The 24,626-nt window shown below is 68.9% G+C and carries 24 protein-coding genes; 8 read left to right on the forward strand and 16 right to left on the reverse strand.

Annotated elements, in window-relative coordinates; genetic code table 11:
• Positions 1 to 3 precede the first annotated feature (3 nt).
• The 3 genes from FHT32_RS27640 to FHT32_RS27650 are packed head-to-tail and all read right to left on the reverse strand — an operon-like array spanning position 4 to position 4,569.
• Complete coding sequence (locus FHT32_RS27640; RefSeq protein WP_176667765.1) at positions 4 to 1,212, reverse strand: acyl-CoA dehydrogenase family protein; 1,209 nt, start codon at positions 1,210 to 1,212, stop codon at positions 4 to 6.
• Between the two features lie 13 nt (positions 1,213 to 1,225).
• Complete coding sequence (locus FHT32_RS27645; protein ID WP_176667766.1) at positions 1,226 to 2,416, reverse strand: acetyl-CoA C-acyltransferase; 1,191 nt, start codon at positions 2,414 to 2,416, stop codon at positions 1,226 to 1,228.
• Positions 2,417 to 2,433: 17 nt separating this feature from the next.
• On the reverse strand, positions 2,434 to 4,569 hold the full coding sequence (locus tag FHT32_RS27650; protein WP_176667767.1) for a 3-hydroxyacyl-CoA dehydrogenase NAD-binding domain-containing protein: 2,136 nt from the start codon (positions 4,567 to 4,569) through the stop codon (positions 2,434 to 2,436).
• 143 nt (positions 4,570 to 4,712) lie between these two features.
• Here FHT32_RS27650 and FHT32_RS27655 point away from each other — a divergent pair, with 143 nt between their 5' ends.
• Complete coding sequence (locus tag FHT32_RS27655) at positions 4,713 to 5,627, forward strand: LysR family transcriptional regulator (RefSeq protein WP_176667768.1); 915 nt, start codon at positions 4,713 to 4,715, stop codon at positions 5,625 to 5,627.
• Positions 5,628 to 5,639: 12 nt separating this feature from the next.
• Here the strand turns inward: FHT32_RS27655 and FHT32_RS27660 are convergent, their stop codons facing one another.
• The 3 genes from FHT32_RS27660 to FHT32_RS27670 all read right to left on the reverse strand — a co-directional run bounded on the left by FHT32_RS27660 (position 5,640) and on the right by FHT32_RS27670 (position 8,230).
• Positions 5,640 to 7,139, reverse strand: coding sequence for a GGDEF domain-containing protein (locus tag FHT32_RS27660; protein ID WP_176667769.1), 1,500 nt, complete (start codon positions 7,137 to 7,139; stop codon positions 5,640 to 5,642).
• Between the two features lie 98 nt (positions 7,140 to 7,237).
• On the reverse strand, positions 7,238 to 7,840 hold the full coding sequence (locus FHT32_RS27665; RefSeq protein WP_176667770.1) for a YbhB/YbcL family Raf kinase inhibitor-like protein: 603 nt from the start codon (positions 7,838 to 7,840) through the stop codon (positions 7,238 to 7,240).
• 51 nt (positions 7,841 to 7,891) lie between these two features.
• Complete coding sequence (locus FHT32_RS27670) at positions 7,892 to 8,230, reverse strand: Rieske 2Fe-2S domain-containing protein (protein ID WP_176667771.1); 339 nt, start codon at positions 8,228 to 8,230, stop codon at positions 7,892 to 7,894.
• Positions 8,231 to 8,357: 127 nt separating this feature from the next.
• On the opposite strand from FHT32_RS27670, the gene FHT32_RS27675 reads away from it, so the two are divergent.
• The gene (locus FHT32_RS27675; RefSeq protein ID WP_176667772.1) at positions 8,358 to 8,879 is read left to right on the forward strand and encodes an ureidoglycolate lyase; all 522 of its coding nucleotides are present in this window, start codon (positions 8,358 to 8,360) and stop codon (positions 8,877 to 8,879) included.
• A 19-nt stretch (positions 8,880 to 8,898) separates the two neighbouring features.
• Here FHT32_RS27675 and FHT32_RS27680 read toward each other — a convergent pair whose 3' ends face one another.
• The 7 genes from FHT32_RS27680 to FHT32_RS27710 form a co-directional block, all read right to left on the reverse strand.
• Positions 8,899 to 9,648: a hypothetical protein gene (locus FHT32_RS27680; RefSeq protein WP_218088436.1), complete on the reverse strand. Its 750-nt coding sequence runs from the start codon at positions 9,646 to 9,648 to the stop codon at positions 8,899 to 8,901.
• Between the two features lie 68 nt (positions 9,649 to 9,716).
• Positions 9,717 to 10,895 carry an amidase gene (locus tag FHT32_RS27685; protein ID WP_176667773.1) on the reverse strand — a complete coding sequence of 393 codons (1,179 nt, stop codon included), beginning with the start codon at positions 10,893 to 10,895 and terminating at the stop codon, positions 9,717 to 9,719.
• 27 nt (positions 10,896 to 10,922) lie between these two features.
• Positions 10,923 to 11,912, reverse strand: a complete 990-nt coding sequence (locus FHT32_RS27690; RefSeq protein ID WP_176667901.1) for an ABC transporter ATP-binding protein — start codon at positions 11,910 to 11,912, stop codon at positions 10,923 to 10,925.
• A 14-nt stretch (positions 11,913 to 11,926) separates the two neighbouring features.
• The gene (locus FHT32_RS27695; RefSeq protein WP_176667900.1) at positions 11,927 to 12,967 is read right to left on the reverse strand and encodes an ABC transporter ATP-binding protein; all 1,041 of its coding nucleotides are present in this window, start codon (positions 12,965 to 12,967) and stop codon (positions 11,927 to 11,929) included.
• A 9-nt stretch (positions 12,968 to 12,976) separates the two neighbouring features.
• Complete coding sequence (locus tag FHT32_RS27700; RefSeq protein ID WP_176667774.1) at positions 12,977 to 13,879, reverse strand: ABC transporter permease; 903 nt, start codon at positions 13,877 to 13,879, stop codon at positions 12,977 to 12,979.
• A gap of 6 nt (positions 13,880 to 13,885) precedes the next feature.
• Entirely contained in the window at positions 13,886 to 14,839 is a 954-nt protein-coding gene (locus FHT32_RS27705) for an ABC transporter permease (protein ID WP_176667775.1), read from the reverse strand.
• Positions 14,840 to 14,849: 10 nt separating this feature from the next.
• Positions 14,850 to 16,511: an ABC transporter substrate-binding protein gene (locus FHT32_RS27710; RefSeq protein ID WP_176667776.1), complete on the reverse strand. Its 1,662-nt coding sequence runs from the start codon at positions 16,509 to 16,511 to the stop codon at positions 14,850 to 14,852.
• Positions 16,512 to 16,743: 232 nt separating this feature from the next.
• Between FHT32_RS27710 and FHT32_RS27715 the strand changes: the two genes are divergently transcribed.
• The 6 genes from FHT32_RS27715 to htpX all read left to right on the forward strand — a co-directional run bounded on the left by FHT32_RS27715 (position 16,744) and on the right by htpX (position 21,169).
• Positions 16,744 to 16,962: a DUF2892 domain-containing protein gene (locus FHT32_RS27715; protein ID WP_176667777.1), complete on the forward strand. Its 219-nt coding sequence runs from the start codon at positions 16,744 to 16,746 to the stop codon at positions 16,960 to 16,962.
• A gap of 3 nt (positions 16,963 to 16,965) precedes the next feature.
• Positions 16,966 to 17,508 carry an RNA polymerase sigma factor gene (locus FHT32_RS27720; protein WP_176667778.1) on the forward strand — a complete coding sequence of 181 codons (543 nt, stop codon included), beginning with the start codon at positions 16,966 to 16,968 and terminating at the stop codon, positions 17,506 to 17,508.
• Positions 17,505 to 18,536, forward strand: coding sequence for a dihydroorotase (pyrC, locus tag FHT32_RS27725; RefSeq protein WP_176667779.1), 1,032 nt, complete (start codon positions 17,505 to 17,507; stop codon positions 18,534 to 18,536). Before FHT32_RS27720 ends, pyrC begins: the two co-directional genes overlap by 4 nt.
• Positions 18,533 to 19,363 (forward strand): NYN domain-containing protein, encoded by an 831-nt coding sequence (locus tag FHT32_RS27730; RefSeq protein WP_176667780.1) that lies wholly within the window; start codon positions 18,533 to 18,535, stop codon positions 19,361 to 19,363. Before pyrC ends, FHT32_RS27730 begins: the two co-directional genes overlap by 4 nt.
• On the forward strand, positions 19,360 to 20,121 hold the full coding sequence (locus FHT32_RS27735; RefSeq protein WP_176667781.1) for a DUF3025 domain-containing protein: 762 nt from the start codon (positions 19,360 to 19,362) through the stop codon (positions 20,119 to 20,121). The genes FHT32_RS27730 and FHT32_RS27735 overlap by 4 nt, the downstream gene beginning before the upstream one ends.
• A 172-nt stretch (positions 20,122 to 20,293) precedes the next feature.
• Positions 20,294 to 21,169, forward strand: coding sequence for a protease HtpX (gene htpX, locus FHT32_RS27740; RefSeq protein ID WP_176667782.1), 876 nt, complete (start codon positions 20,294 to 20,296; stop codon positions 21,167 to 21,169).
• 118 nt (positions 21,170 to 21,287) lie between these two features.
• Here htpX and FHT32_RS27745 read toward each other — a convergent pair whose 3' ends face one another.
• From FHT32_RS27745 to FHT32_RS27755, 3 genes are all read right to left on the reverse strand, one after another.
• Complete coding sequence (locus tag FHT32_RS27745) at positions 21,288 to 22,235, reverse strand: ProQ/FINO family protein (protein ID WP_176667783.1); 948 nt, start codon at positions 22,233 to 22,235, stop codon at positions 21,288 to 21,290.
• Positions 22,236 to 22,355: 120 nt separating this feature from the next.
• On the reverse strand, positions 22,356 to 22,919 hold the full coding sequence (locus FHT32_RS27750; protein WP_176667902.1) for a VUT family protein: 564 nt from the start codon (positions 22,917 to 22,919) through the stop codon (positions 22,356 to 22,358).
• Positions 22,920 to 22,927: 8 nt separating this feature from the next.
• Positions 22,928 to 24,577 (reverse strand): NAD(P)/FAD-dependent oxidoreductase, encoded by a 1,650-nt coding sequence (locus FHT32_RS27755; RefSeq protein ID WP_176667784.1) that lies wholly within the window; start codon positions 24,575 to 24,577, stop codon positions 22,928 to 22,930.
• Positions 24,578 to 24,626: the final 49 nt, after the last annotated feature.

A 24,626-nucleotide genomic window follows, 5' to 3' on the forward strand; every position in this document is an offset into this window, starting at 1 on the left:
TCCTTACAGACCAAGAATCATCTTGGAGATGATGTTCTTCTGGATTTCGTTGGAGCCGCCGAAGATCGACAGCTTGCGGTTGTTGAAGTAGCGCGAGGCCGCGGCAGATGCGTAGTCGGGGCCGAAGGTTTCGCCGGTGTAGCCGTCCTTCAGCGCCTCGGCGATGAAGGGTCGGCCGTAGACGCCCATCGCGCGGCGGGCGAGCGACGAGATCTCCTGGCGGATCTCTGTGCCGCGAATCTTCAGCATCGAGCTTTCGGCGCCGGGCACGCCGCCGCCGGCCACCGCCGCGATCACGCGCAGGTTGGTGGTCTTCATGTTCTCCAGGTCGATCTCCACCCGTGCCATGCGCGCTGCGAAGGCCGGGTCGTCGGCCAGCGGCTTGCCGTTCTTGGTCTGCGTGGCCGCGATGCCCTTCAGCTGTTCGAGTGCGGCCACCGAGAAGCCCACGCCTGCGATGTTGGTGCGCTCGTAGGTCAGCAGGTACTTGGCACAGGTCCAGCCCTTGTTCTCCTCGCCCACGAGGTTTTCGGCGGGCACGCGCACGTCGGAGAAGAACACCTCGTTCACCTCGTGCTCGCCGTCGAGCGTGATGATTGGGCGCACTTCCACGCCGGGGGAGGTCATGTCGATCAGCAGGAAGCTGATGCCTTCCTGCTTCTTCGCCTCGCGGTTGGTGCGCACCAGGCAGAAGATCATGTTGGCGTGCTGGCCCAGCGTGGTCCAGGTCTTCTGGCCGTTCACGATGAAGTGGTCGCCCTGTGCGTCGATGCCGCGCACGGCCGACGTCTTCACCGCAGCCAGGTCGGAGCCCGCGCCGGGTTCCGAATAGCCCTGGCACCACCAGTCGGCGCCGTTGAGGATGCGCGGCAGCCAGTGCTTCTTCTGCGCCTCGTTGCCGTACTTGATGAGCACCGGGCCGAGCATGTTCACGCCGAAGGGCACGATGCGCGGCGCGAAGGCTAGCGCGCATTCGTTCTCGAAGATGAACTTCTCCACCGCCGTCCAGCCCGGGCCGCCGTACTGCTCGGGCCAGTGGTTGGCCAGCCAGCCGCGCTCGTTGAGGATGGCGTGCCATTCCTGCATGTCGGCCTTCTCGAGGATCTTGCCGCTGCGCACTTTCTCGGACAGGCGCACCGGCAGCTTCGCGGCCAGGAAGGCGCGCACTTCGCTGCGGAACGCTTCTTCTTCGGGGGTGAAGTTCAGGTCCATCGCTGGCTCCTCTTCAGTAGATTTCAAAGAGACCGGCTGCGCCCATGCCGCCGGCGATGCACATCGTGACCACGGCGTACTTCGCGCCGCGGCGCTTGCCTTCGATGAGCACGTGGCCCGCCAGGCGCGCGCCGGTCATGCCGAAGGGGTGGCCGATGGAGATCGCGCCGCCGTTCACGTTGAGCAGCTCCGACGGAATGCCCAGCTTGTCCTGGCAGTAGATCGACTGCGAGGCGAAGGCCTCGTTGAGCTCCCACAGGCCGATGTCCTGCACCTTGAGGCCGTGGCGCGCGAGCAGCTTGGGCACCGCGAACACCGGGCCGATGCCCATTTCGTCGGGCTCGCAGCCTGCCACCGCGAGGCCGCGGAAGGCACCCATCGGCTTGATGTTGGCGCGCTCGGCATCCTTGGCTTCCATCAGCACGCAGGCCGATGCGCCGTCCGACAGCTGCGAGGCGTTGCCGGCGGTGACGAACTTGTCCTCGCCCATCACGGGCTTGAGCTTGGCGAGCGCCTCGTAGGTGGTGCCGCGGCGGTTGCAGTTGTCTTCGGTGGCGGTCACTTCGCGGTAGGTGACTTCCTTCGTCTCCTTGTCGGTGACGGCCATCGTGGTGGTGCAGGCAATGATCTCGTCCTTGTAGCGGCCGGCGATCTGCGCTTCTTCGGTGCGCCGCTGGCTCTCGGCCGAGAAGCGGTCCTGTGCCTCGCGGCCGATGTTGTAGCGCTTGGCGACGATGTCGGCGGTCTCGATCATCGCCATGTACAGCTCGGGCTTGTGCTCGACGATCCACGGGTCCATGCCGCTGTCGCCAGCGTCGGTGGCGCTGCGGGTGCGGATCTGCGAGATGCTTTCGACGCCGCCCGCGATCATGGCCGGCGCGCCGTCCACCACGATGCGGCCGGCGGCCATGGCGATGGCCTGCAGGCCCGAGGCGCAGAAGCGGTTCACCGTGGTGCCGGCGATGGAGATCGGCAGGCCCGCGCGGATGATGGCCTGGCGCGCGATGTTGCGGCCGGTGGTGCCTTCGGGGTAGCCGCAGCCGAGGATGGCGTCCTCGATCTGCGCAGGGTCGAGGCCCGAGCGCTCCACCGCCGCCTTCACGGCGAAGGCCGCCAGCGTGGGGCCGGGGGTGATGTTGAATTCGCCGCGGTGCGCCTTGGTGAGCGGGGTGCGGGCGGTGGAAACGATGAGGGCTTCACGCATGACGATGTCCTTTGTGCTTACTCGGATTGATTGAGGCTCGCGAAGTCGGCGCCGCGTTCGACCAGCTGCACCAGCAGCGGCGACGGCTTCCAGAAGACCGGGTCTTCCTTCGCGAATTCCTGGATGTCGGCCAGCACCTTGGGCAGGCCCACGGTGTCGGCGTACTTCATCGGGCCGCCGCGGTGGCGCGGGAAGCCGTAGCCGTAGAGGAAGGTCACGTCCACGTCGAGCGGGCGCAGCGCGATGCGCTGGAGCACGACGTTGGCGCCCTCGTTGATCATCGCGGCCATGTAGCGGCGCATGATTTCTTCTTCCGTGAAGGCGCGCGGCTTGATGCCGGCGCGCTCGCGCTCGGCGTCGATGATGGCCAGCACCTCGGGGTCGGGCTGGCCGGTGCGGGCGCCCTCGGGGTAGAGGTAGTAGCCGCGTTGCGTCTTCTGGCCGAACCAGCCGCGCTCGCAGATGCGGTCGGCCACCTGCACGTAGCGCGCCTTGGGGTCGCGCGTGGCGGCCTTGCGCTTGCGCGTGGCCCAGCCGATGTCGCCGCCCGCGAGGTCGGACACCTGGAAGGGGCCCATCGGGTAGCCGAAGTTGCGCACCGCCTCGTCGATCTGGTAGGGCGAGGCGCCGTCTTCCATCATGTGGTCGGCGGCCTGGCGGTACACGGCCAGGATGCGGTTGCCGATGAAGCCGTCGCACACGCCCGCGCGCACCGGCACCTTCCTGAGCTTCTTCGCCAGCTCGAAGCCGGTGGCGACCACGTCGGCGCTCACCTTGGCGGGCACCACGATCTCCAGCAGCTTCATGATGTTGGCGGGCGAGAAGAAGTGCAGGCCCACCACGTCCTGCGGGCGCGAGACGCTGGCGGCGATCTCGTCGATGTCGAGGTACGAGGTGTTGGTGGCCAGCACCGCCCCGCGCTTGCACACGCGGTCGAGCTCGGCGAACACCGCCTTCTTCACGGCCATGTCCTCGAACACGGCTTCCACCACGATGTCGACATTGGCGAGCGCGTCGTAGCTGGTGGAGCCCGAGAAGCGCGCCATGACGTTGCCCTTGGCCTCGGGCGTCATGCGGCCCTTGGCGATGAGGCCGTCGTACACCTTCTCGACGTTGGCGCGGCCGCGCGCGAGCTGCGTATCGTCGCGCTCGATCATGGTCACGGGCATGCCGGCGTCGAGCATCGCCACCGCGATGCCCGCGCCCATGGTGCCGCCGCCGACGATGCCGGCCGACGCCAGCGCGCGCGGGCTGGCCGACTTGGTCTCGGGGGCCTTCAGCACTTCGCGCTCGGCGAAGAAGGCGTGGATCAGGCCGGCGCGCTGCGGGCTGTCGATGCACTGCAAAAACAGCTTGCGCTCCAGCGCCATGCCTTCGTCGAAGGGCAGCGTGAGCGCGGCTTCCACGGCCTCGACGATCTTCATCGGCGAGAACAGGCCGCGGCTCTTCTTGGCGGTGTCGGCGCGCGCGGCTTCGAGCGCGGCGCGGGCGGCTTCCTTGTCGGCCAGCGCGCCGGCGTCGCGCGTGCGGCGCACCGGGGCCTTGGCGGCGACCAGTTCATTCGCGTAGGCGAGGCCTTCGGCGCGCGCGTCGGCGTCGGTGGCGAGGCGGTCGACGAGGCCGAGCGACAGCGCTTCCTTCGCGCCCGCATGGCGGCCGCTGAGCATGAGTTCGATGGCGGGCTTCACGCCGATCAGGCGCGGCGCGCGCTGCGTGCCGCCCGAGCCGGGCAGCAGGCCCAGCGCCACTTCGGGCAGGCCCAGCTTCGCGGTCGGCGATGCGATGCGGTAGTGCGCCGACAGCGCCACTTCCAGCCCGCCGCCGAGCGCGGCGCCGTGGATCGCGGCGACCACCGGCTTGGTGCAGTTCTCGATCTTCAGGCAGGCCTCAGGCAGCGAGGGCGGCTGCGGCGTCTTGCCGAACTCGCGGATGTCGGCACCCGCGATGAAGTTGCGGCCCGCGCCGACGATCAGCACCGCCTTGGCCGCGCTGTCGGCCTCGGCCGCGTCGATGGCGGCCACGAGGCCGCGGCGCACGTCCACGCCCAGGGCGTTGACGGGCGGGTTGTCGATGGTCACCACGAACACGTCGCCTTGACGTTCGAAGGTGACGGGACCGGTGGACGTGGAGGGGCTGGGAGTTGTGGTGGCCATGTGCGTGTCGCTTGTCTCTTGCGTTGCGAACCAGGTGGGTCCGAGGCTCTGGGGTGAACCCAGCATTCTTGGCCTGAGCCACTGCTTTGACAATTGCATAGCCGGTTGACAGACTGTCAAATGATTTTTGACAAAATAGGCCCATGGACCTCCAGTCGCTCACCCTGTTGGTGGAAATCCTCGACGCCGGCAACCTGAGCGCGGCCGCGCGGCGGCTCAAGATGACCCGCGCCAATGTCAGCTACCACCTGAACCAGCTCGAACGCTCGGTGGGCGCGCAGCTCGTGCGGCGCACCACCCGGCGCGCCGAGCCGACCGAGATCGGCCTGCGCCTGTACCAGCACGGCATCGCCATCCAGGCCGAGCTGCTGGCGGCGCGCGAATCGGTCACCACGCTGGGCCAGGGCCTGCAGGGCCGCGTGCGGCTGAGCGTGCCCAGCGGCTACGGGCAGTTGGTCATGGCCGACTGGCTGATCGACTTCAAGCGCCAGTACCCCGGCATCGTGCTCGACGTGGTGTTCGAGAACCGCATCGAGGATCTGCTGCGCGACGAGGTAGACATCGCCATCCGCGTGATTCCCGAGCCGCCGCAGAACCTGGTGGCGCGCGCGATGGGGCCGGTGCGCTACGTGGCCTGCGCGTCGAGCGAATACGCGGCGAAGAACCCGCTGCCGGTGCAGCTCGACGCGCTGCAGGGCGCGCCGGTGGTCACGGCTGCCGTCATCGGCCGGCAGCTGCGCGTGTCGGCCTACCAGGGCGAGACACGCAGGGAAGTGATCCTGGAGCCCACGCTGATCTCCGAGAACTTTTTGTTCCTGCGCCAGGCCATCCTCGCCGGCCTGGGCATCGGCCTCGTGCCCGACTACGTGGTGCAGGAAGACGTGCGCCGCGGCGACGTGGTGACCACGCTCGACGACTGGCGCCTGTCGATCTTCGGCACGCAGATGTTCATGCTCTACATGCCGAACCGCCAGCACACGCGGGCGATCCGGACCTTCATCGATTTCGTGCTGGAGCGGGTGCGGGGGCCGGGCGATGGCGACCCGCCTGTCGCTTAGCCGGCGGCCGCCTTACCTGCGACGGTCGGCCTCGGTGCTCTCGTAGTACCGCGACTTGTCCTCGTACATCGCCCGGTCGGCCCGCTGCAGCGCGGTCTCCAGCGGCTCGTCGCCGTGGCAGGTGGCCAGGCCGATGGCCAGGCTCAGCGCGTGGCCGCTCTGGCCGGCGTGGAACTGGTTGTTCATTTCCAGCAGCGTGAGGATGCGCTCGCGCATCGCCTCGGCGCCGCGTTCGTCGGTCATGGGCAGCAGCACGGCGAACTCGTCGCCGCCGATGCGCGCGGGCCAGGCGGGCAGGTCGACGGCCTTGTCGAGCACCTCGCCCATGCGGCGCAGAAGGGTGTCGCCGGCGGCGTGGCCTTCCTGGTCGTTGACCTGCTTCAGGCCGTTGAGGTCGATGGCCACGATCGACACCGGCCACGGGCCCTTGCGCGAGAGGCGGTTGAGCTCCTCGGTGTAGTAGGTACGGTTGCACAGCTGCGTGAGCACGTCGTGCTTGCCGAGGTATTCGAGATACGCCTCGGCCTTCTTGCGCGCAGTGATGTCGACCAGCGAGACCAGCACCAGGTCCCAGGTGTCGAGCCGGTCGTCCTGCACCGCGAACTGCATGTGGATGTTGAGCACCTCGCCCGACAGCGAGTAGTTGAGCACCTCGCGGTGCTGCACCGTCTTGCCGTTCCACAGGTCCTGCAGCTGCTCGGCGAAGGACTCGCGCATCTCGTCGCGGAAGATGCGCGGCAGGCTGCCCAGCAGCGTTTGCAGGTCGGGCGCGCCGAACATGCGCAGCGTCTCGTGGTTGACGTCGATCACGCGGATCTCCTGCATGCAGCGCGTGACGAAGTCGGGGTGCACCTTGATGAAGGTGGCGAAGTCGGTGATGCCGCGCGCGCGCAGCGTCTCCATGAGCGAGCGCACCGCGCTGAAGTCTTCCACCCACAGCGACACCGGCGAGCGGTCGAACAGGCTGCGCGCGTAGATGGCGCTCTCGTCGCGCAGGCGCTGCGCGGCCACGCGCTCGGTGACGTCGTCGAGCGCCACGAGCACGCGGCTCCAGCTGTCTTCGTAGCCGGGCAGCACGCGGGCGCGCACGCGCACGTCGAGCCGGCGGCCGTCGAGCGCGTAGTTGACGGTTTCGCTCTCGAAGCTGAGCTGGCCGCGCCAGAGCTGGTCGAGCTCGTGCACCACGGTGGCCGACATGTCGCCGCGGAACACGCGGTCGAGCGCGCCCAGCAGGGTCTGCTCGCTGTCGGCGCCGAAGAGCTTGAGCGTGTGCTGGTTGACCCGCAGCACCTTCAGCAGCGCCATGCAGTCGCTGATCCGCTGCGGATCGGCCTGCAGGTGCGCCACCAGGTCGGTGATGCCCTCGGCGCGCCAGCCGTCGAGCTTGCGCTTGAGGTCGCCGTAGTCCTCGATCCAGAGGGAGACCGGCGCCAGGTCGAACATGGCGTCGAGGTCGCCGGCGGCGGAGGGTGGAACCGGCGTGGAGCCGGAGGTGGCGGCGGGCAGGGCCATCGATGGAGCTTTCGTGGAAGAGGCTGCAGCCATTGCTGGCGGATGCCGGCGAAACGAGGTCTTAATTATTAACTGTTGCCGATCCGGACCATTCCGGCTCAGCGGCTGTAGAGGCCGACCACGCTCTGGCCGCCCAGCGAGCGGCCCTTGAGCGCGGCCAGCAGTGCGTCGCGGCCCAGGCCGGCCGGCAGGCTGCCCGGCGCGACCTCGGTGGCGATCACGGTCACCACGTAGTGGTGCGGCCGGTCGCCCGCCGGCGGGCACATGCCGCGGTAGGCGGGCGTGCCGGCCACGTTCGGGCCCATGGTGAAGTCGAAGTTCGAACCCGCCGCTCCTTCGCCTGCCTTGAGCTCGCCGCGCTCGGCCGCGATGTTGTAGGCCACCCAGTGCGACACGCCGAGGCCAGCTGCGCCGTCGGGGTCGAACACGAGCACCGCGACCGACTTCGTCTTGGCCGGCAGGTTGCTCCAGGCCACCGGCGGCGAGATGTTCTTGCCGCCGCAGTCGCCAACTCCCGCGTGTTCGGCCGGAATGGTGCCGTTGTCGCTGAACGCACTGGACGTGACCTTCATGCCCGTGGAGCCCTTGCCCACGGGCGAGGACATGCCCGCGCAGCCCGCCAGGAGGCCGGCCAGGGCGAGCGCCGCGGCCGGCAGGGCCGCATGCGGGAGAGTGCGGAATCGGTTGATGCAGTTGCGCATGTCTTCTTTCTCCTGGATGGTTGTCCTGTTCTGGCTTGTCTTTTCTTCTCTTCAGCCGGCGGCGCCGGCCCACACGCTGCCGTCGGCCTTCTCGTGCACGGCCACCGGCGTGAGGCGCGCGCCGCGGCAGGGGCCGCCGACGCACTTGCCGGTGTCGGGCTCGAAGATGGCACCGTGCCGCGCGCACATCAGGAAGCGGCCTGAACTTTCCAGCACCTGGCCTTCGAAATCAAGCGGGCCGCCCGCATGGGGGCACTGGTTGAGATAGCCGTACACGCCGCCTTGCCAGCGCACGGCGAAGGCCTGGGCGCCGTCGGGCGCGGTGAAGATGGCGGCCAGGCCGCCCTCGGCCAGTGTCGGGGCGATCGGGTGGGGCTCGGTCGTATTCATGCCGGTGCCTGCATTCGTCGTTGTCGTCGTTTGCGAAGCGAACAGTATCTCCTGCGCGCCGGTGTCGGGCAGTCTGCCCGGCCGATCTCGCGTAGGCGAACGGCACGCTTTCTGCTGCAATGGCCGGATGAACGATGTTTCCCCGACCGCCGCCGAGGTGCTGGTGGCGCAGCCGCTGACTCCAGTGGCCTTCGCGCCCTACGGCACCGTGATCGCGGCGCCCGCCGGCGAAGGCAGGTCCATCAACGGCGGCAATGCGCAACGCTTCGACTTGCTCGACGACCTGCAGCTCGACGCCGAAGGCGGCAGGCCGATGCTCGCGCTGTTCCGCGCGCAGGCACGGCGCTTTCCTCACGAGGTGCTGGAGATGGAGCGGCATGCGCTCGGCAGCCAGACCTTCGTGCCGCTCGGAGAAAGACGCTTCGTGATCGTGGTCGCCCCCGCGGGCGAAGCACCCACGTCGGCACGGCAGCTCGCGGCCTTCATCACCGACGGGCGCCAGGGCGTGGTGCTTGCGCCCGGCACCTGGCATCACGCGCTGCTGGCGATGGATGCTGGCGACTTCGCGGTGATCGAGCGCGCGGGCGGCGGCGGCGTCGACTGCGATGTCTGCCTGCTGCGGGAGCCGGGCAGCGTGCAACTGGCGTAGGTGACGACGCAGAAATCGACTAAAGGGTGCCGCCTTCAGGCCAGTGGGCCCAATGGGTGTTCGGGGTGAGTTCTGGCCGGTAGTGCGTTGTGTCGCCGGTCGTCAGCACCTTGACCAACTGCTGGAACGTGGCCGAGTTGCCGGGTCGGCATTTTTCATCAACGACATTGGGGTGATGCCACTCTTCGAGTTGCAAGATCTGTTGCATCTCCGGTCGTACATTGGCTCGACGCTCAACTGCGTTGGCCAGAACATCTTCGCGGTGGGTAGCTGCGAGGATGCGGCAGAGTTCGAAGGTGTGAAGTCGGCGCTCATCCAGGGGAAGTATCAGGTGGGAGCTGCAATCCGCGACGGTAGGGCACGGGATCGATCGGCCTCGCAAGGTCAATCGGTGCTTGCCGCTGGCGGCAACCCACTCGAGGTTTTCAGCATCCTGCCATCCACCTTCCTCGATGGGAAAGATGAAGCGCGACTCGTTGTTCGGGTTGCGTGCGAGATAGTCGTCGTAGGCCTTCCGGTTGATGTAGTCAGTTTCCGGAGTGCGGTCATGCAGGCGACTGGCGAAGGTATGCACGTGCGTATCGGGAATGCCAGACCTCGGCGAGAAGCCGAACACTTCAATGACCATGGCCCAGTCCTGCGGCGACCGGTACAGAGACATGCGAGTGGCTGCGAGGTAGACATAGCCGTTGTCCAGCATAGGGAACACATAGTTCTCGCAACACTGGTCGAGGATGGAAAGGATATTGGCTTCTTGCCAGTTCAGCATGAGTGCTCCAGAGCCCGGTGCGGGCTTCGGAGCGACTGTAGCGGCTGCGGGCAGACGCCGCGACGGCCTCAGCCCGCGATGCGCTGCGCCAGCGCGACCAGCGACCGGTCCGACCCCGCCGGCCCGAGCAGCGAGATGCCCAGCGGCGCGCCGTCGCGCGAGGCTAGCGGCATCGACAGCTGCGGAAAGCCAGCCAGCCCCGCGATGCACAGCATGCGGATCGCGCGGTTGCGGTAGTCCTCCAGCGCTGCCTCGCTGTCGCTGCGCAGCGGGGCGATGTCGGGCATGGTCGGCATCAGCAGTACGCCGTCGCTGCCGAGCAGCGAAGCCAGATGCGTGCGGAACGCGGTGCGGAAGACACGCGCCGCATTCACCTGCGCATCGGTGACTTCGCGCGACCATGCAAAGCGCTCGGCCACGCCCGGCCCCAGCGGCGGGGCGTAGCGTTCGATGAGCGGGCCGTCGGTGAGCCAGGCTTCGCGCGATTGCAGGTAACGGAAGTTCCAGTACATCGCGTCGAAGGACTCCATCGCCACCTCGATGCCCTTGGCAGGGCCTAGCACGCCCTGCACGCGGTCGGCCGCGCCCTTCAGCGCGTCGGCCGCCGCCGGCACGGCCAGCGCCCAGACATCGTCGGGGCGCAGCAGCCGCACGCGATCGGGCAGCGGTTCGGCATCGGCGCCCAGCAGCACGTCGGCCACGCGCGCGAAGGTGCCGATGTCGCGCGCGAACCAGCCGCAAGTGTCGAAGCTGGGCGCGAGGTCGAGCGCGCCTTCGAGGCTCACTCGGCCGTGCGTGGGACGCAGCCCGTACAGGCCGCAGTGATTGGCCGGCGCGCGCACCGAGCCGCCGGTGTCGGTGCCCAGCGCGAAGTCACACAGATGCGACGACACGGCCGATGCCGAGCCCGACGAACTGCCGCCGGTGATGCGGTCTTTGGCGGCGCCGTTGATGGGCGCGCCGAAGTGCGCGTTGTTGCCGTTCATCGAGAAAGCGAGCTCGTCGGTCACCGTCTTGCCGGCGAAACGCGCGCCCGCATCGAGCAGCTTCTGCACGGTGGGCGCGGTGCGCGTCTTGATGCCCGACATCGCCAGCACGATCGGGTTGCCGCCGCCCGTGGGGTAGCCGGCCACGTCGAACAGGTCTTTCGCGGCAAAGCTCAGGTCGGCCAGCGGGCCGGTCGTGGCGCGGGCCACTGGCGCATCAGGGTACGGAACGAAGGCGTGGGCGGGGTCGTGCAGGGGCATGGCGATGGGCGATGAAACTTGAGGTTGTCAGGCGACGAGCACCGGCGCAATGGCCGCGGCCGCGTCGGTGTGGATGCAGCGTGCGCGGTGGTTCGGGGCAAGCTCGACCACCGGCGGCTGCGCCGCGCGGCAGGGGTCGCTCGCGAGCGCGCAGCGTTCGGCGAAGGCGCAGCCGGGCGGCAGCGCCGACAGATCGGGTGGAGCGCCGCCGATGGTTTCCAGCCGCGTGCCGCGCGCCAGCGCGCCGTGCGCGCGGCTCTTGAGCAGCGCGATGGTGTACGGATGGCGCGGCGAGCGGATCAGCTCGCGCGCAGTGCCTTCCTCGACGATGCGCCCCGCATACATCACGGCGATGCGGTCGGCCACCTCGACGGCGGCGCCGATGTCGTGCGTGACGAAGATCACCGAGAGGCCCAGGTCGCGCTGCAGCTCGCGCAGCAGCAGCAGGATCTGGATCTGCACCGTGGCGTCGAGCGCGGTGGTGGGCTCGTCGGCCAGCAGCAGCTGGGGCTTGCAGGCAAGTGCCAGCGCGATCATGGCGCGCTGGCGCATGCCGCCCGACATCTCGTGCGGATAGGCCTGCAGGCGCCGCTCGGGGCTGGGAATGCGAACGCGCTCGAACAGCGCCAGCGCGCGTTGCTGCGCCTCGGCCTGGGTGACGGACTCATGCCGCCGGATCGACTCGACGATCTGCGCGCCCACCGAGTACACCGGGTCGAGCGCCAGCAGCGGCTCCTGGAAGATCATCGACGCGACCTTGCCGCGGAAATCGGCCAGTTCGCGCTGCGACATGGCGAGCACGTCGCGGCCGGCCACCTGCACCGTGCCGCCCATGCGGGTGCGGCGCTCGGGGTGCAGGCGCAGCAGGGTGCGCATGGTCACGCTCTTGCCGGAGCCCGACTCGCCGATCAGCGCGACGACCTCGCCGCGCTTCACTTCGAGGCTCACGCCGCTGACGGCATGCACCGGCTTGCGGCCGCCGCCGAAGGTGACGCTGAGGTCGCGCAGGCGGACCATGGGTTCGTCGCTGCTCATGCTGCTTTCCTCGGGGTTTCGATGGCCATCGGGTGCCCGCTGCCGGGCTCGTGGATAAGGCAGCTCACCGCATGCTGCGAACCGGTGGCGATGCGCTCGGGCACGACCCTGGCGCACACCGGCGCGGCCAGCGCGCAGCGCGGATGAAAGCGGCAGCCCGAGGGCGGGTTGATCGGGTTCGGCGGATCGCCCGCGAGCGCCGCCTCCTCGGTGCGGTGGTCGGGGTCCATCGACGGCATGGAGGACAGCAGCGCGCGCGTGTAGGGATGCGCGGGCTGGTCGTAGAGCGCATCGGCCGGGCCGATCTCGGCCACCTGGCCCAGGTACATCACCATGACGCGGTCGCTCACGTAGCGCACCACGTTGAGGTCGTGGCTGATGAACACGTAGGTCAGGCCGAACTCGGCCTTCAGGTCGAGCAGCAGGTTGATGACCTGCGCCTCCACCGACTTGTCGAGAGCGGAGACGGCCTCGTCGAGGATCACCATGCGCGGCTGCAGCGCGAGTGCCCGCGCGATGTTCACGCGCTGCCGCTGGCCGCCCGAGAGCTCGTGCGGATAGCGCTCGGCAAAGCGCTGGGGCGACAGGCCCACGCGCCCGAGCAGGTCGCGCGCCCGCGCCACCGATTCGCGGCGCGGCACGCCGTGCACCTGCGGCCCGAAGGCGATCGAGTCCTCGATGGTCAGGCGCGGGTTCAGCGAGGCGTAGCTGTCCTGGAACACCATCTGCACCTGGCGGCGGAACTCCTTCAGCGGCAGGTCGCGGCCGCCGACCTCGCGGCCGTCGAACACCACTTCGCCGCGCGTGGGTTCGATCAGCTGCATCAGCAGGCGCGCGGTGGTCGACTTGCCGCAGCCCGACTCGCCGACCACGCCCAGCGTCTCGCCCTTGAGCACCTCGAAGTCCACGCCGTCGACCGCCCGCACCACGCCGCCGCCACGGCCCAGCGGGTCTTTCTTCAGCGGGAAATGCTTGACCAGGCCATTGATCGTCAGCAGCGGCTGGGCCGGCCCGCCGATGTCTTCCAGTGCGTCCATTGCCATGCCTCAGCCCTTGTTGTCCATGGCGGTGCGCAGCCCGTCGGACAGGATGTTGAAGGAGATCGAGGTGACGAAGATCATCACGCCCGGCAGCGCCGCGACCCAGGGCTGCACGTAGATCGCGGTGCGCAGCGTGTTGAGCATCAGCCCCCACTCGGGCTCCGGCGGCTTCACGCCCAGGCCCAGGAACGACAGGCCCGAGGCCAGGATCATCGACACCGCGATCAGGCTGGTGGCGTACACGAAGATCGGCCCGAGCACGTTGCCCAGCACGTGCACCCGCACGATGGTGAAGGGCCCGGCGCCCGAGGCGCGCGCCGCCTCCACGTAGTCGCGGGTGCGCACCTGCGTGGTCACGCTCTCGGCCACCCGCGCGATCTGCGGAATGAAGACGATGGTCAGCGAGATCAGCGAATTGACCACGCCCGCGCCCAGCGCGCCCGACAGCGCGATGGCCAGCAACACCGACGGGAAGGCGTAGAACACGTCGATGGTGCGCATGATGAGCGTGTTGGTCAGCCCGCCCGCGTAGCCCGCGACGATGCCGATGACCGTGCCCAGCACGAAGGCACACAGCACCGGCGTGATGCCGATGAAGAGCGACAGCCGCGCGCCGACGATGAGGCGCGAGAGCATGTCGCGGCCCAGCTCATCGCTGCCCAGCGGCAGGCCCTCGGTGCCGATGGGCTTGAGCCGCTTGAGCATCGACGACTGGTACGGGTCCGACGGCGCGAGCCAGGGGCCGAAGATGGCGAGCGCGATCAGCAGCAGCACGACGACCGCCGCGCCGACGGCCACCGGGTCGCGCCGGAAACGAAGCCAGACCGAGGCCCAGTAGCCGCGCGAGCGCTGGGCGGGCAGCGGCTCGACGGCCGCGGCAACAGAGGAGGGGGCGAGCACGGAGGACATGGTCTTTCAGGCCCGGGCGATGCGCGGGTCCAGCAGGGTCTGCAGCACGTCGACCAGCAGGTTGAGCACGACGAAGAACAGCGCCAGCACGAGGATCGTGCCCTGCAGCAGCGGCAGGTCGCGCTGGAAGATGGCCGAGTTCAGCAGGAAGCCGGTGCCCGGCCAGGAGAACACCGTCTCGATGAGGATCGAGCCGCCGAGCAGGTAGCCCAGCTGCAGCCCCATCACCGCCAGCGCCGTGGGTGCGGCGTTCTTCACCATGTGGCGGAATACCCCGAGGTGCGTGAGCCCCTTCGCGCGCAGGCCGACGATGAACTCCTGCTCCAAGATCTCGGCCACCAGCGCCCGCACGGTGCGCGCGATGATGCCCATGGGGATCACCGACATCGTGACCGCGGGCAGCAGCAGGAACTGCAGGTGCGCCCAGTCCCAGGCCCAGTCGTCCGAGCCGCTGGGGCCCGCGCCGGTGGCCGGCAGCCACATGAGCTGCGAGGAGAACACGATCACCATCACCATGCCCAGCCAGTAGTGCGGCACGCTCACGCCGAGCACGGAGAACATCGAGGCCAGCCGGTCGGGCCAGGAGCCGCGGAAGTAGCCCGCGACAAAGCCGAACAGGCTGCCCAGCACGAAGCCGATGAGCGTGGCCACCACCGCGAGCCGCAGCGTGTTGCCCACGGCGGTGAACACCTCGCCCGCCACCGCGCGGTTGCTCGCGATCGACACGCCCAGGTCGCCGTGCAGCGCGCGCCACAGCCACATCGCGAACTGCTCGGGCAGCGAGCGGTTGAAGCCGTACAGCTCGCGCAGCTGCGCCTGCAGCTCGGCGGAGGCGTCGGGCGGCAGTATCGACACCAGCGGATCGCCCGGCGCGATGTGCACGAGCAGGAAGCACACGAGCGCCACGCCGATCATGATCGGCACGGCGTAGATCACGCGGCGCAGAAGGTAGGCGAGCATCGGGGGCTCGTCAGTCCATCGACATCGTGGCGATGTCGATGAACCAGCTCTTGGGCTGCACCACGTTCTTCACCTTGGCCGACATGGCGCGCGGGCCGACGTCGTGCGCGATCCACACGAAGGGCGCGTCGTCCACGATGTACGTGTGCAGCTTGGCAAGCGCGGCGTCGCGCGCCTTGTCGTCGAAGCTGGTGCGCGCGTCGGCCACCAGCTTGTCGACCTCGGCGTTGCCGTAGTAGCCCCAGTTGTTCGACACCGGCGGGACGGTCTTGGTGCTCACGAAGCGCACCATCGCGAAGAACGGGTCCATGGCCGCGAAGCTGATGTTGACCGCGTTGGCGCCGTTGGCCGACGGGTCCTTCGCGCCCTTGCGCCAGTTGGTGAAGAGCGTGTTCCATTCGATCACGTCGAACTGCACGTCGAAGTAGCACTGCTTGAGCGACTGCTGCGCGAACTCGTTCATCGGCAACGGCTGCATCTGGCCCGAGCCCGAGGCCGAGATCTGCACCTTCACCTTGATCGGCTTGGCGGCGGAGTAGCCGGCCTGCGTCATGAGTGCCTGCGCCGCCTTCACGTCGTAGCGGATGTCAAAGGTGGGCTTGCCGAACCACGGGTGGCCCGGCGGTACCGTGCCCTTGGGCTCGGCCATCATGCCGCCCAGCAGCTGCTTCATGCCGGCGCGGTCGATGCACAGGTTGGCGGCCTGGCGCACGCGTTTGTCGAGCCAGGGCGAGCCTTCGGCGAACGAGAGCTGCCAGGGCCACACGTGCGGCTGCGCGTTCGAATAGATCTTGAAGCCGCGCTGCGTGATCTGGGCCATCGCGTCGGGGGCGGGCGCCTCGATCCAGTCGACCTGCCCGCCCAGCAGCGCGGCGGTGCGCGCGTTGGCCTCGGGCATCGGCAGCAGCACGACCTTGTCGATCTTCGGCACGCGCTTGGCATCCCAGTAGCCCTTGTTGGCGGCCAGCTCGAGACGCTCGCGCGCCACGAAGCGCGTGACCTTGAACGGGCCCGAGCCCGACGGGTCGGCGGCGAAGGCGGTCCAGGCGGCCTTGGCCTTGTCTGCAGGGGTGGCGCCCGCGGCCGCGTCGAACTTCTTCTGCCAGTGCGCGGGCGAGGCCATGAACAGGTTCGTGAGGTTGATCGGCAGGAAGGCGTCGGGCTCGCTGGTGGTGAGCTCGACCGTGGTGTCGTCGATCTTGCGCGCCGACTTGAGCGTGGGCATGCGCGAGGCCGTCACGCCGACCTGGCTGGGGTCGAACTGCACGGCATCCTTGTCGAGCACCTTCTGCACGTTCCACACCACGGCGTCGGCGTTGAAGGCCGAGCCGTCGTGGAACTTCACGCCGGGGCGCAGCTTGAAGACCCACTTGGTCTTGTCCTTGGCGTCGACCGCCCACGAGGCGGCGAGGCCGGGGATCAGCACGCTGGGCGCGTCGGCCTTCGACAGGTCCCATTGCGTGAGCGAGTCGTAGATCGGAATGCCGGTGAAGCGGTTGCCCTCGAAACCCTGGTCGGGCTGGCCCAGCGTGCGCGGAATGTCGGCGGCCGTCATGGCGATGCGCAGCGTCTTCTCCTGCGCCATCGCATGGGGCGCGGCGAGCACCAGTGTGGCGAGCGCCGCGCAGGCGGCCAGGGGTTTCAGGAACAGGGCAGGGGCAGCACGCTTCACATGGAACTCCGTTGGAATGAAAGTGGAAAAGAACGTAAATAACTGTCAAGCACGACATGTGCCAGCGAGGGAATCCCTTGTGGAGCGAGGGCCATGACGGCTGCCGGGCGTTCCTGCCGGCGTGGAAAAATTTGTGCTTCCCGCGAACCATCCGGCGGGTTCGACGCCTCTTGGTGTCCGAGGGTCTTCCTCATGCACTTACTCATCACCAAGAAGGATCGAAGGAACCGCCATGCTCTACGCAAAGAATCTTCCCGGCTGGGAACGTGCACTGCGCATCGTCATCGGCCTTGCGGCACTGGCTTTCGCGGCCCTCGGCTGGAGCACAGCCGGCTTCGGGCTGGGCGTGGCCGTCGCGCTCATGGGCGCGATGCTCGCGCTGACGGGCCTGTTCGGCTTCTGCCCGATGTGCGCGATGCTCGGGCGCAAGCTCGACGGAAAGGGGCGCTGAAGCATGGCCGCGGGCATCGACCGATCGGGCCTGATCCTCGCCGCGCAGACCGGCGACCCGGCCGCCATCGCGAGCCTGCTCGCGGTCTGCCAGGCCGATGCGCGCCGCTACGCCTGGCGGCACTGCCATGCCAGCGACGTCGACGACGCGGTGCAGGAGTCGCTGCTGGTCATCGCGCGCAAGGTCCGGGGGCTGAAGGCCGCGGCGGCATTCTCGTCGTGGCTCTTCACCGTCATCCGGCGCGAATGCCTGCGGCTGCAGCGGGCGATGTTCAGGCACGAGCCGCTCGACGAGGAAGCGGCCGAGCGGCAATTGCTCAGCCGCGGCGACGCCGCGCTGCGGCTGGACCTCACCCACGCGCTCGAATCGCTGCCCGCGCACTACCTCGAGGTGGTGCTGCTGCGCGACTTCGAGGAGCTGACCATCGCGGAAATCGCCGAACGGCTCGGTGAACCGCCGGGCGCCGTGAAGAGCCGGCTGCACAGGGCGCGTTCGCTGGTGCGCGAGTACCTGCTGGGGCCCGGTGCGACAATCCCCGGGCCATGACAGACACCCTCACGATCACCCGCCCCGACGACTGGCACCTGCACGTGCGCGACGGCGCCGCACTCGAAGCCGTCGTTCCCCACAGCGCCCGCCAGTTCGGCCGCGCGCTGATCATGCCGAACCTCCGCCCCCCCGTGACCACCGCCGCGCAGGCCGTGGCGTACCGCGACCGCATCCGCGCCGCCGTGCCCGAAGGCACCGGCTTCGAGCCGGTGATGTCGCTCTATCTCACCGACAAGCTGCCGCCCGAGGAGATCGCGCTGGCAGCCGAAGCTGGCGTGCGCGCGCTCAAGCTCTATCCGGCAGGCGCCACCACCAACAGCGATGCCGGCGTGACCGACATCCGCAAGACCTACAAGACGCTCGAAGCCATGCAGAAGCACGGCCTGCTGCTGCTGGTGCACGGCGAGGTGACCGACCCGGCCATCGACCTGTTCGACCGCGAGGCCGTGTTCGTCGACCGCGTGATGATCCCGCTGCGCCGCGACTTCCCCGAGCTGAAGGTGGTGTTCGAGCACCTCACCACCAAGGAAGGCGCCCACTACGTGCGCGATGCCGGCCGCTTCACGGCCGCCACCATCACGGCGCACCACCTGCTCTACAACCGCAACGCCATCTTCACCGGCGGCATCCGCCCGCACTACTACTGCCTGCCCGTGCTCAAGCGCGAGACGCACCGCGTGGCGCTAGTCGAGGCGGCCACCAGCGGCAGCGACCGCTTCTTCCTGGGCACCGACAGCGCGCCGCATCCGGCGCACCTGAAGGAGCATGCGCTGGGCTGCGCCGGCTGCTACACCGCGCTCACCGCCATCGAGCTCTACGCCGAGGCCTTCGACAACGCGGGCGCGCTCGACAAGCTCGAAGGCTTCGCGAGCTTCCACGGCCCTGACTTCTACGGCCTGCCGCGCCACACCGACACCATCACCCTCAAGCGCGAGAGCTGGACCGTGCCCGAGACCGTGCCCTACGGCGACGCCACGCTCAAGCCGCTGCGCGGTGGCGAGACCGTCGGCTGGAAGCTCGCATGACGGTTCCCTCGCTGCGCGTGATGCTCCTGATCGACGCCGACAACGTGTCGGCCGAAGTCATCGAGCAGGCGGTACAGCGCACCATGGACGAATACGGCGCCATCCACGTGCGCCGCGCCTACTGCAACGCCGAGATGGCGGTGAACCGGCAGGCGCTCTTCAAGCGCCTCTCGGTGCGGCCGATGGTGAACCTGTCGGCCGGCAAGAACAGCACCGACATCGCGCTGTCGGTCGATGCCATCGACCTCGCCATCGCCGAGCGGCCCGACGTGGTGGTGCTGGTGTCGTCCGACTCCGACTTCGCGCCGCTGGTGATCCGCCTGCGCGAGAAGGGTTGCCGCGTCTGCGGCATCGGCCAGCAGGGCAAGACGGGCGAGGAAACCATCGGCATCTACGACGCCTTCACCGACATCGCGCACAACGCCGTCGCCAAGCCGGCCGCACGCACGGTGCCCGCGAAGAAGACGGCCGCGGCGAAGACCACGCGCGCCAAGGCCGCGCCCGCCGCGAGGAAAGCCGCGACGAAGACGGCAGCGCGCAAGACGACGGCGAAGGCTGCCGGCAAAGCCGAGCCCAGGCCCGAGCCGCAGCAGCAGGCACAGCAGCAGCCGCAACCCTCGGAAGCCGCCGAATTCATCCTGCAGGCCGCTCCGGCCCTGCGCAGCGGCAAGGACGTGCCGCTCAACGACGTGGCCAAGGCCCTGCGCACGGCCGGCCTGCTCGGCAAGAACAGCAGCTCGCTCAAGCTCTTCGAGAAGCTCACGGCCGAGTTTGCGCTGATGCAGCACCCGGACCGCATCCGCTGGACCGGCGCCCCCGCGCCTTGACCCTGCCGGCGATCGACTGGGCGCAGCCCTGGCTCGCGCCCTATCGCGCCGACGGCGAAGCGGCAGCGCGGGCTGTCGCGCACGGCGATGGCAGCGTGGCAACCGCGCTCCAGCGCATCAGGCAGGCATCGGCACCCGATTTCGTGCGCCAAGAGGCGCTGCCCGCCGGGCAGGCCTACGAGGCCCACATCTTCCAGACCCGCACCGTCCCGACGCGCGACAACCTGCACGATTTCTTCAACGGCCTGGTGTGGCTCGCCTTTCCGCAGGCGAAGCGCCGCCTCAACGAACTGCAGGCCGCCGAGATCGCCCGTGACGGCATCGGCGCCACGCGCGGTGCGCTGCGCGATGCGCTCACGCTGTTCGACGAGAACGGCGCCTTGCTCGATGCGCCACCGGCGCTCTGGCGGGCGTTGGCCGCGCGCGACTGGCATACGCTTTTCGTCGGCCAGCGCGGGTTGTGGCGGGAGGCGCGGCTGCTGCTGTTCGGCCATGCGCTGCTGGAAAAACTGGTCACGCCGCGCAAGCCCATCACCGCGCACGTGCTGCTGCCGGTGCACGGCGAAACCGGGCCGGCGGCGCTCGACGACGCCCGAGTGGCCGCCGCGCTCGACCCGCTACGGCTCGAACACAAGCCCTTCGTGCCGCTGCCGGTGCTCGGCGTACCCGGCTGGTGCCGCGACAACGAGGCAGCACGGTTCTATGACGATCCGCAGGTCTTCAGGCCCTTGGCCGGTCGGGGAATACCGGGGCCCTAGAACTTTTGCTCCTATCATGGCTCTACCGGCTGCCGCCGACCGGAGCGCCCAGAACACCTAAAACTCCCGGGGCTTCACGGCCGCAAACTGCCTGAACATGGCGAGAAAACGGCTTGAAGAGGGCCCCGGGGCCCTCATCTGGGTGGCAGGTTTCCCCCACGGAGAATTCAACTTGAAACGTATCCTTCTGTTTGTCCTGACCAACGTGATGGTCGTCGCGGTGCTCGGCGTGGTCGCCAGCCTGCTCGGCGTCAATCGCTTCCTCACGGCCAACGGGCTCAACCTGACCGCGCTGCTCGGCTTCGCGCTGGTGATGGGTTTCGGCGGCGCGATCATCTCGCTGCTCATCAGCAAGCCCATGGCCAAGTGGACCACCGGCCTGCACATGATCGACAACCCCCAGACGCCCGACGAGGCCTGGATCGTCGGCACGGTGCGCAAGTTCGCCGACAAGGCCGGCATCGGCATGCCCGAGGTCGGCATCTTCGAAGGCGAGCCCAACGCCTTCGCGACGGGCGCGTTCAAGAACTCGTCGCTGGTGGCGGTGTCCACCGGCCTGCTGCAGAACATGACGCGCGAAGAGGTCGAGGCCGTCATCGGCCACGAGGTGGCGCACATCGCCAACGGCGACATGGTCACCATGACGCTGATCCAGGGCGTGATGAACACCTTCGTCGTGTTCCTGTCGCGCGTGATCGGCTATGCGGTCGACAGCTTCCTGCGCCGCGGCGACGACCGCAGCTCGGGCCCCGGCATCGGCTACTACGTGAGCACCATCGTGCTCGACATCGTGCTCGGCTTCGCCGCCGCGATGGTGGTGGCCTGGTTTTCGCGCCAGCGCGAGTTCCGCGCCGACGCCGGCTCGGCCGCCCTCATGGGCAACCGCCAGCCGATGGTCAACGCGCTGGCCCGCCTGGGCGGCCTGCCCGCCGGCGAACTGCCAAAGGCGGTGGAAGCCATGGGCATCACCGGCAGCATCGGCAAGCTGTTCGCGACGCACCCGCCGATCGAGGAGCGCATCGCCGCGCTGCAGAACGCGCAGCGCTGATGATGCGGGACGGGCCATCCGGCCCGTGACTCGACAAAGAAAAAGCCGCCACGTCACCGTGGCGGCTTTTTCATTTGGGCGGTCGCAGGCTCGAAACTGCGACGCGGGGGCTTCCGAGTCAGTCGGCAGCCGGAGCTTCAGGAGCGGCCGGGGTTTCCGTCGCTTCCGGCGTGGGCGGAGCTTCCTGCGCAGCGGCAGCAGCGGCCGCCTGATCGCGCCTCACGCGCTGCAGGGTCCGCGTCACCTCCGCCGGGTTCATGCCGTACATCTCCGCAAACTCCTTCTCGCTGCGCCCGCTGGCCTCGAAGGCGCGCAGCAGGGCTTCGCGCTTGGCGGCCTGTTCCGCGAGCAGGGCGAGGGCTTCGTCGAGCACGGCGTTGTTGTTCGCGTCGCGCGAGCGCACCAGCACGGCGTAGGCCTCGCGGTCGAGGCCCGAGGCTTCGACGGCGCGGGCCAGGCGCGCCACCAGTTGCGGGCGCAGGTCTTCGCCGGTGCGCTGCGAGCGGCGGCGGTGCAGCTCGAGGATGGCGTGGTGCACGTGCTCGGGCGCCACCGGCTCGGCGACGTTGCCGTCGAGGTCGTGGCGCGGATGGCCGGCGGCCACGCTCTCGAGATAGCGCGTGGAGCGCGCGTGCAGGCCCATCGCCACCTTCAGGTCTTCGGCCTTGAAGTCGTCGGGGTGGCGGGCAATCAGCTCTTCGTACACGCCGAGCTTCAGTGGCAGGAAGCGCGCGCCGAAGAGGTTCGGGTAAAGCTCGAACAGGCGCTCGAGCGCCGGGTGCACCTTGCGCTGTGGGCGCGCGGGCTGCTGAGGCTGTTGTTGCTGCTTCTGCTGCGAAGGCTGCTGGCGGCCCTGCGCCTGCTGCGGCTTCTTGGGCTTGCGCTGCTGCTGGTGTTGCGGACGCTGCCTGGTCTGCGCAACGGCTTGCGCGGTGTCGGCTTCGGGCGCGGTCGTCGCGCCGTCCGTGCCGGCACGCAGGGCCTGCAGCTGCTGCGCCATGTCCATGCGCTCGCCACGGGGGCGGCGCGACTTGTTGTTCGGGTTGGCGGTGGTTGCTTCGGTCATTCTGGAAATCCGGCGCGAAGGCGCGAAGAAAGCAGGAAGTGGTTCAGTGGAATGCGCTCGCGCATGCGGCGCGGCGCAGGGAATGGGGTGCTGGGTGCATTGTCGTTTCCGTGGCCGTCGTCAGCTCATGGCGGCGGAAGTGCGCGCGGCCTGGCGGCCGATCAGCAGCCGGAACGGCAGCAGCATCAGCACGCCGACGGCCAGCTTCACCGCGAGGTCGCCCAGCGCCCAGGTGAGCCACGGGCCCTCGGTGCCCGCGAAGGCGATACCCCAGAACACGATGCTGTCGAGCACCGCCGCGATCACCGTGGCCACCAGCGGCGCGCGCCACCAGAGGCCGCGGCGCAGGCGGTCGAAGACGCCGATGTCGAGCAGTTGCGAGGCAATGAATGCCAGTCCCGAGGCTGCCGCGATGCGCACCGGCGCGAGCAGCAGCGAAACGCCCACCGCCACCGCGAAGCCCACCCACGCCACGCGCCGCGCCATGCCGGGGCCGAAGCGCCGGTTGACGAGATCGCTCACGAGATACGCCACCGGATAGGTGAAGGCGCCCCAGGTCAGCCAGTCGTTGATGGCGAACTGCACGAGCACGTTGGAGGCGAGCACCACGGCCGCCATCGCCAGCGTGGCGACGACCAGGTGGCCCGCGGCGGGGCGCTCGAAGCGGATGGAGGAGGACGGCATGGTCTGCATCAGACGCTCGCGGTGCGTTCGCGCTCCGTCTCGGCCAGCACGCTGCGCGCCACGGCCTCGGCCACCTTGATGCCGTCCACGCCGGCCGACAGGATGCCGCCGGCGTAGCTCGCGCCTTCGCCGGCGGGGTACAGGCCGCGCACGTTGAGGCTCTGGAAGTCGTCGCCGCGCGTGATCTTGATGGGCGACGAAGTGCGCGTCTCGACGCCGGTGAGCACCGCGTCGTGCGTGTCGAAGCCCTTGATCTTGCGGCCGAACGCGGGGAAGGCCTCGCGCATCGCCTCGATGGCGTAGGCGGGCAGGGCCTTGTGCAGGTCGGTCGGCGTCACGCCCGGCTTATAGGAAGGGATCACGCTGCCGAGCGCGGTGGAAGGCTTGCCGGCGATGAAGTCGCCCACCAGCTGGCCGGGCGCGCGGTAGTCGCCGCCGCCGAGCACGAAGGCGTTGCTTTCCAGTTCGCGCTGCAGCGCGATGCCGGCCAGCGCATCTCCGGGATAGTCGCGCGGGTCGATGCCCACAACGATGCCCGCGTTGGCGTTGCGCTCGTTGCGCGAGTACTGGCTCATGCCGTTGGTGACCACGCGGCCCGGCTCGCTGGTGGCCGCGACCACGGTGCCGCCGGGGCACATGCAGAAGCTGTAGACCGAGCGGCCGTTGCTCGCGTGGTGCACCAGCTTGTAGTCGGCGGCACCCAGCAGCGGGTGGCCCGCATGGCGGCCCCAGCGCGCGCGGTCGATGAGGCCCTGCGGGTGCTCCACGCGGAAGCCGATGGAAAAGGGCTTGGCCTCGATGTGCACGCCGCGCGCATGCAGCATCGCGAAGGTGTCGCGCGAGCTGTGGCCCAGCGCCATCACCACGTGGTCGGCGCGCAGCTCGCAGTTCTGGCCGGTGGCCTGGTCGAGTACGGTGAGCCCGCGAAGGTGGCCGTCCTCGATGTGCACGTCGGTCACGCGCTGCTCGAAGCGGATCTCGCCGCCCAGCGCCACGATCTGCTCGCGGATGTTCTCGACCACCTTCACCAGCTTGAAGGTTCCGATGTGGGGATGCGCGACGTAAAGGATCTCGGGCGGCGCGCCGGCCTTCACGAACTCTTCCATCACCTTGCGGCCGAGGAAACGCGGGTCCTTGATCTGGCTGTAGAGCTTGCCGTCGGAAAAAGTGCCGGCGCCGCCTTCGCCGAACTGCACGTTCGACTCGGGGTTGAGCACGCTCTTGCGCCACAGGCCCCAGGTGTCGCGGGTGCGCTGGCGCACGGTCTTGCCGCGTTCGAGCACGATGGGCCTGAAGCCCATCTTCGCGAGCATCAGCGCCGCGAAGATGCCGCAGGGGCCGAAGCCGATCACCACGGGCCGCAGCGGCAGGCCCTTGGGCGCGCTGGCCGGCGGCGTGTAGCGCATGTCGGGCGCCGGCTGGATATGCGGATGGCCCGCGTGCTTCGCGAGCAGGGCGGCTTCGAGCTTCGCGTCCGCAAGCTGTACGTCGCAGATGTAGACGGTGAGCAGCTCGACCTTGCGGGCGTCGAAGCTGCGCTTGTAGACGTTGTGGGAGACGATCGCTTCGAGGGGGACGCCGAGCGTCCTGGCGATCAGCGAGGCCAGCGCCTCTGGCGCGTGGTCGAGCGGGAGTTTGAGTTCGGAGATTCTCAGCATGGCGTGGGGCTTGTAGTTATCAAGCAGGCCACGGATTTTAAGCGCCCGG

Origin of the sequence: Variovorax sp. SG517 (genome assembly GCF_013376045.1) — a bacterium.
Classification (GTDB): Bacteria; Pseudomonadota; Gammaproteobacteria; order Burkholderiales; family Burkholderiaceae_C; genus Variovorax.

What these genes read in the sequence shown, in the direction of transcription:
- FHT32_RS27640 (WP_176667765.1), bottom strand. Translation starts at nt 1,212, where the DNA reads ATGGACCTGAACTTCACCCCCGAAGAAGAAGCGTTCCGCAGCGAAGTG.
- FHT32_RS27645 (WP_176667766.1), bottom strand. Translation starts at nt 2,416, where the DNA reads ATGCGTGAAGCCCTCATCGTTTCCACCGCCCGCACCCCGCTCACCAAG.
- FHT32_RS27650 (WP_176667767.1), bottom strand. Translation starts at nt 4,569, where the DNA reads ATGGCCACCACAACTCCCAGCCCCTCCACGTCCACCGGTCCCGTCACC.
- FHT32_RS27655 (WP_176667768.1), top strand. Translation starts at nt 4,713, where the DNA reads ATGGACCTCCAGTCGCTCACCCTGTTGGTGGAAATCCTCGACGCCGGC.
- FHT32_RS27660 (WP_176667769.1), bottom strand. Translation starts at nt 7,139, where the DNA reads ATGGCCCTGCCCGCCGCCACCTCCGGCTCCACGCCGGTTCCACCCTCC.
- FHT32_RS27665 (WP_176667770.1), bottom strand. Translation starts at nt 7,840, where the DNA reads ATGCGCAACTGCATCAACCGATTCCGCACTCTCCCGCATGCGGCCCTG.
- FHT32_RS27670 (WP_176667771.1), bottom strand. Translation starts at nt 8,230, where the DNA reads ATGAATACGACCGAGCCCCACCCGATCGCCCCGACACTGGCCGAGGGC.
- FHT32_RS27675 (WP_176667772.1), top strand. Translation starts at nt 8,358, where the DNA reads ATGAACGATGTTTCCCCGACCGCCGCCGAGGTGCTGGTGGCGCAGCCG.
- FHT32_RS27680 (WP_218088436.1), bottom strand. Translation starts at nt 9,648, where the DNA reads ATGCTGAACTGGCAAGAAGCCAATATCCTTTCCATCCTCGACCAGTGT.
- FHT32_RS27685 (WP_176667773.1), bottom strand. Translation starts at nt 10,895, where the DNA reads ATGCCCCTGCACGACCCCGCCCACGCCTTCGTTCCGTACCCTGATGCG.
- FHT32_RS27690 (WP_176667901.1), bottom strand. Translation starts at nt 11,912, where the DNA reads ATGGTCCGCCTGCGCGACCTCAGCGTCACCTTCGGCGGCGGCCGCAAG.
- FHT32_RS27695 (WP_176667900.1), bottom strand. Translation starts at nt 12,967, where the DNA reads ATGGACGCACTGGAAGACATCGGCGGGCCGGCCCAGCCGCTGCTGACG.
- FHT32_RS27700 (WP_176667774.1), bottom strand. Translation starts at nt 13,879, where the DNA reads ATGTCCTCCGTGCTCGCCCCCTCCTCTGTTGCCGCGGCCGTCGAGCCG.
- FHT32_RS27705 (WP_176667775.1), bottom strand. Translation starts at nt 14,839, where the DNA reads ATGCTCGCCTACCTTCTGCGCCGCGTGATCTACGCCGTGCCGATCATG.
- FHT32_RS27715 (WP_176667777.1), top strand. Translation starts at nt 16,744, where the DNA reads ATGCTCTACGCAAAGAATCTTCCCGGCTGGGAACGTGCACTGCGCATC.
- FHT32_RS27720 (WP_176667778.1), top strand. Translation starts at nt 16,966, where the DNA reads ATGGCCGCGGGCATCGACCGATCGGGCCTGATCCTCGCCGCGCAGACC.
- pyrC (WP_176667779.1), top strand. Translation starts at nt 17,505, where the DNA reads ATGACAGACACCCTCACGATCACCCGCCCCGACGACTGGCACCTGCAC.
- FHT32_RS27730 (WP_176667780.1), top strand. Translation starts at nt 18,533, where the DNA reads ATGACGGTTCCCTCGCTGCGCGTGATGCTCCTGATCGACGCCGACAAC.
- FHT32_RS27745 (WP_176667783.1), bottom strand. Translation starts at nt 22,235, where the DNA reads ATGACCGAAGCAACCACCGCCAACCCGAACAACAAGTCGCGCCGCCCC.
- FHT32_RS27750 (WP_176667902.1), bottom strand. Translation starts at nt 22,919, where the DNA reads ATGCCGTCCTCCTCCATCCGCTTCGAGCGCCCCGCCGCGGGCCACCTG.
- FHT32_RS27755 (WP_176667784.1), bottom strand. Translation starts at nt 24,577, where the DNA reads ATGCTGAGAATCTCCGAACTCAAACTCCCGCTCGACCACGCGCCAGAG.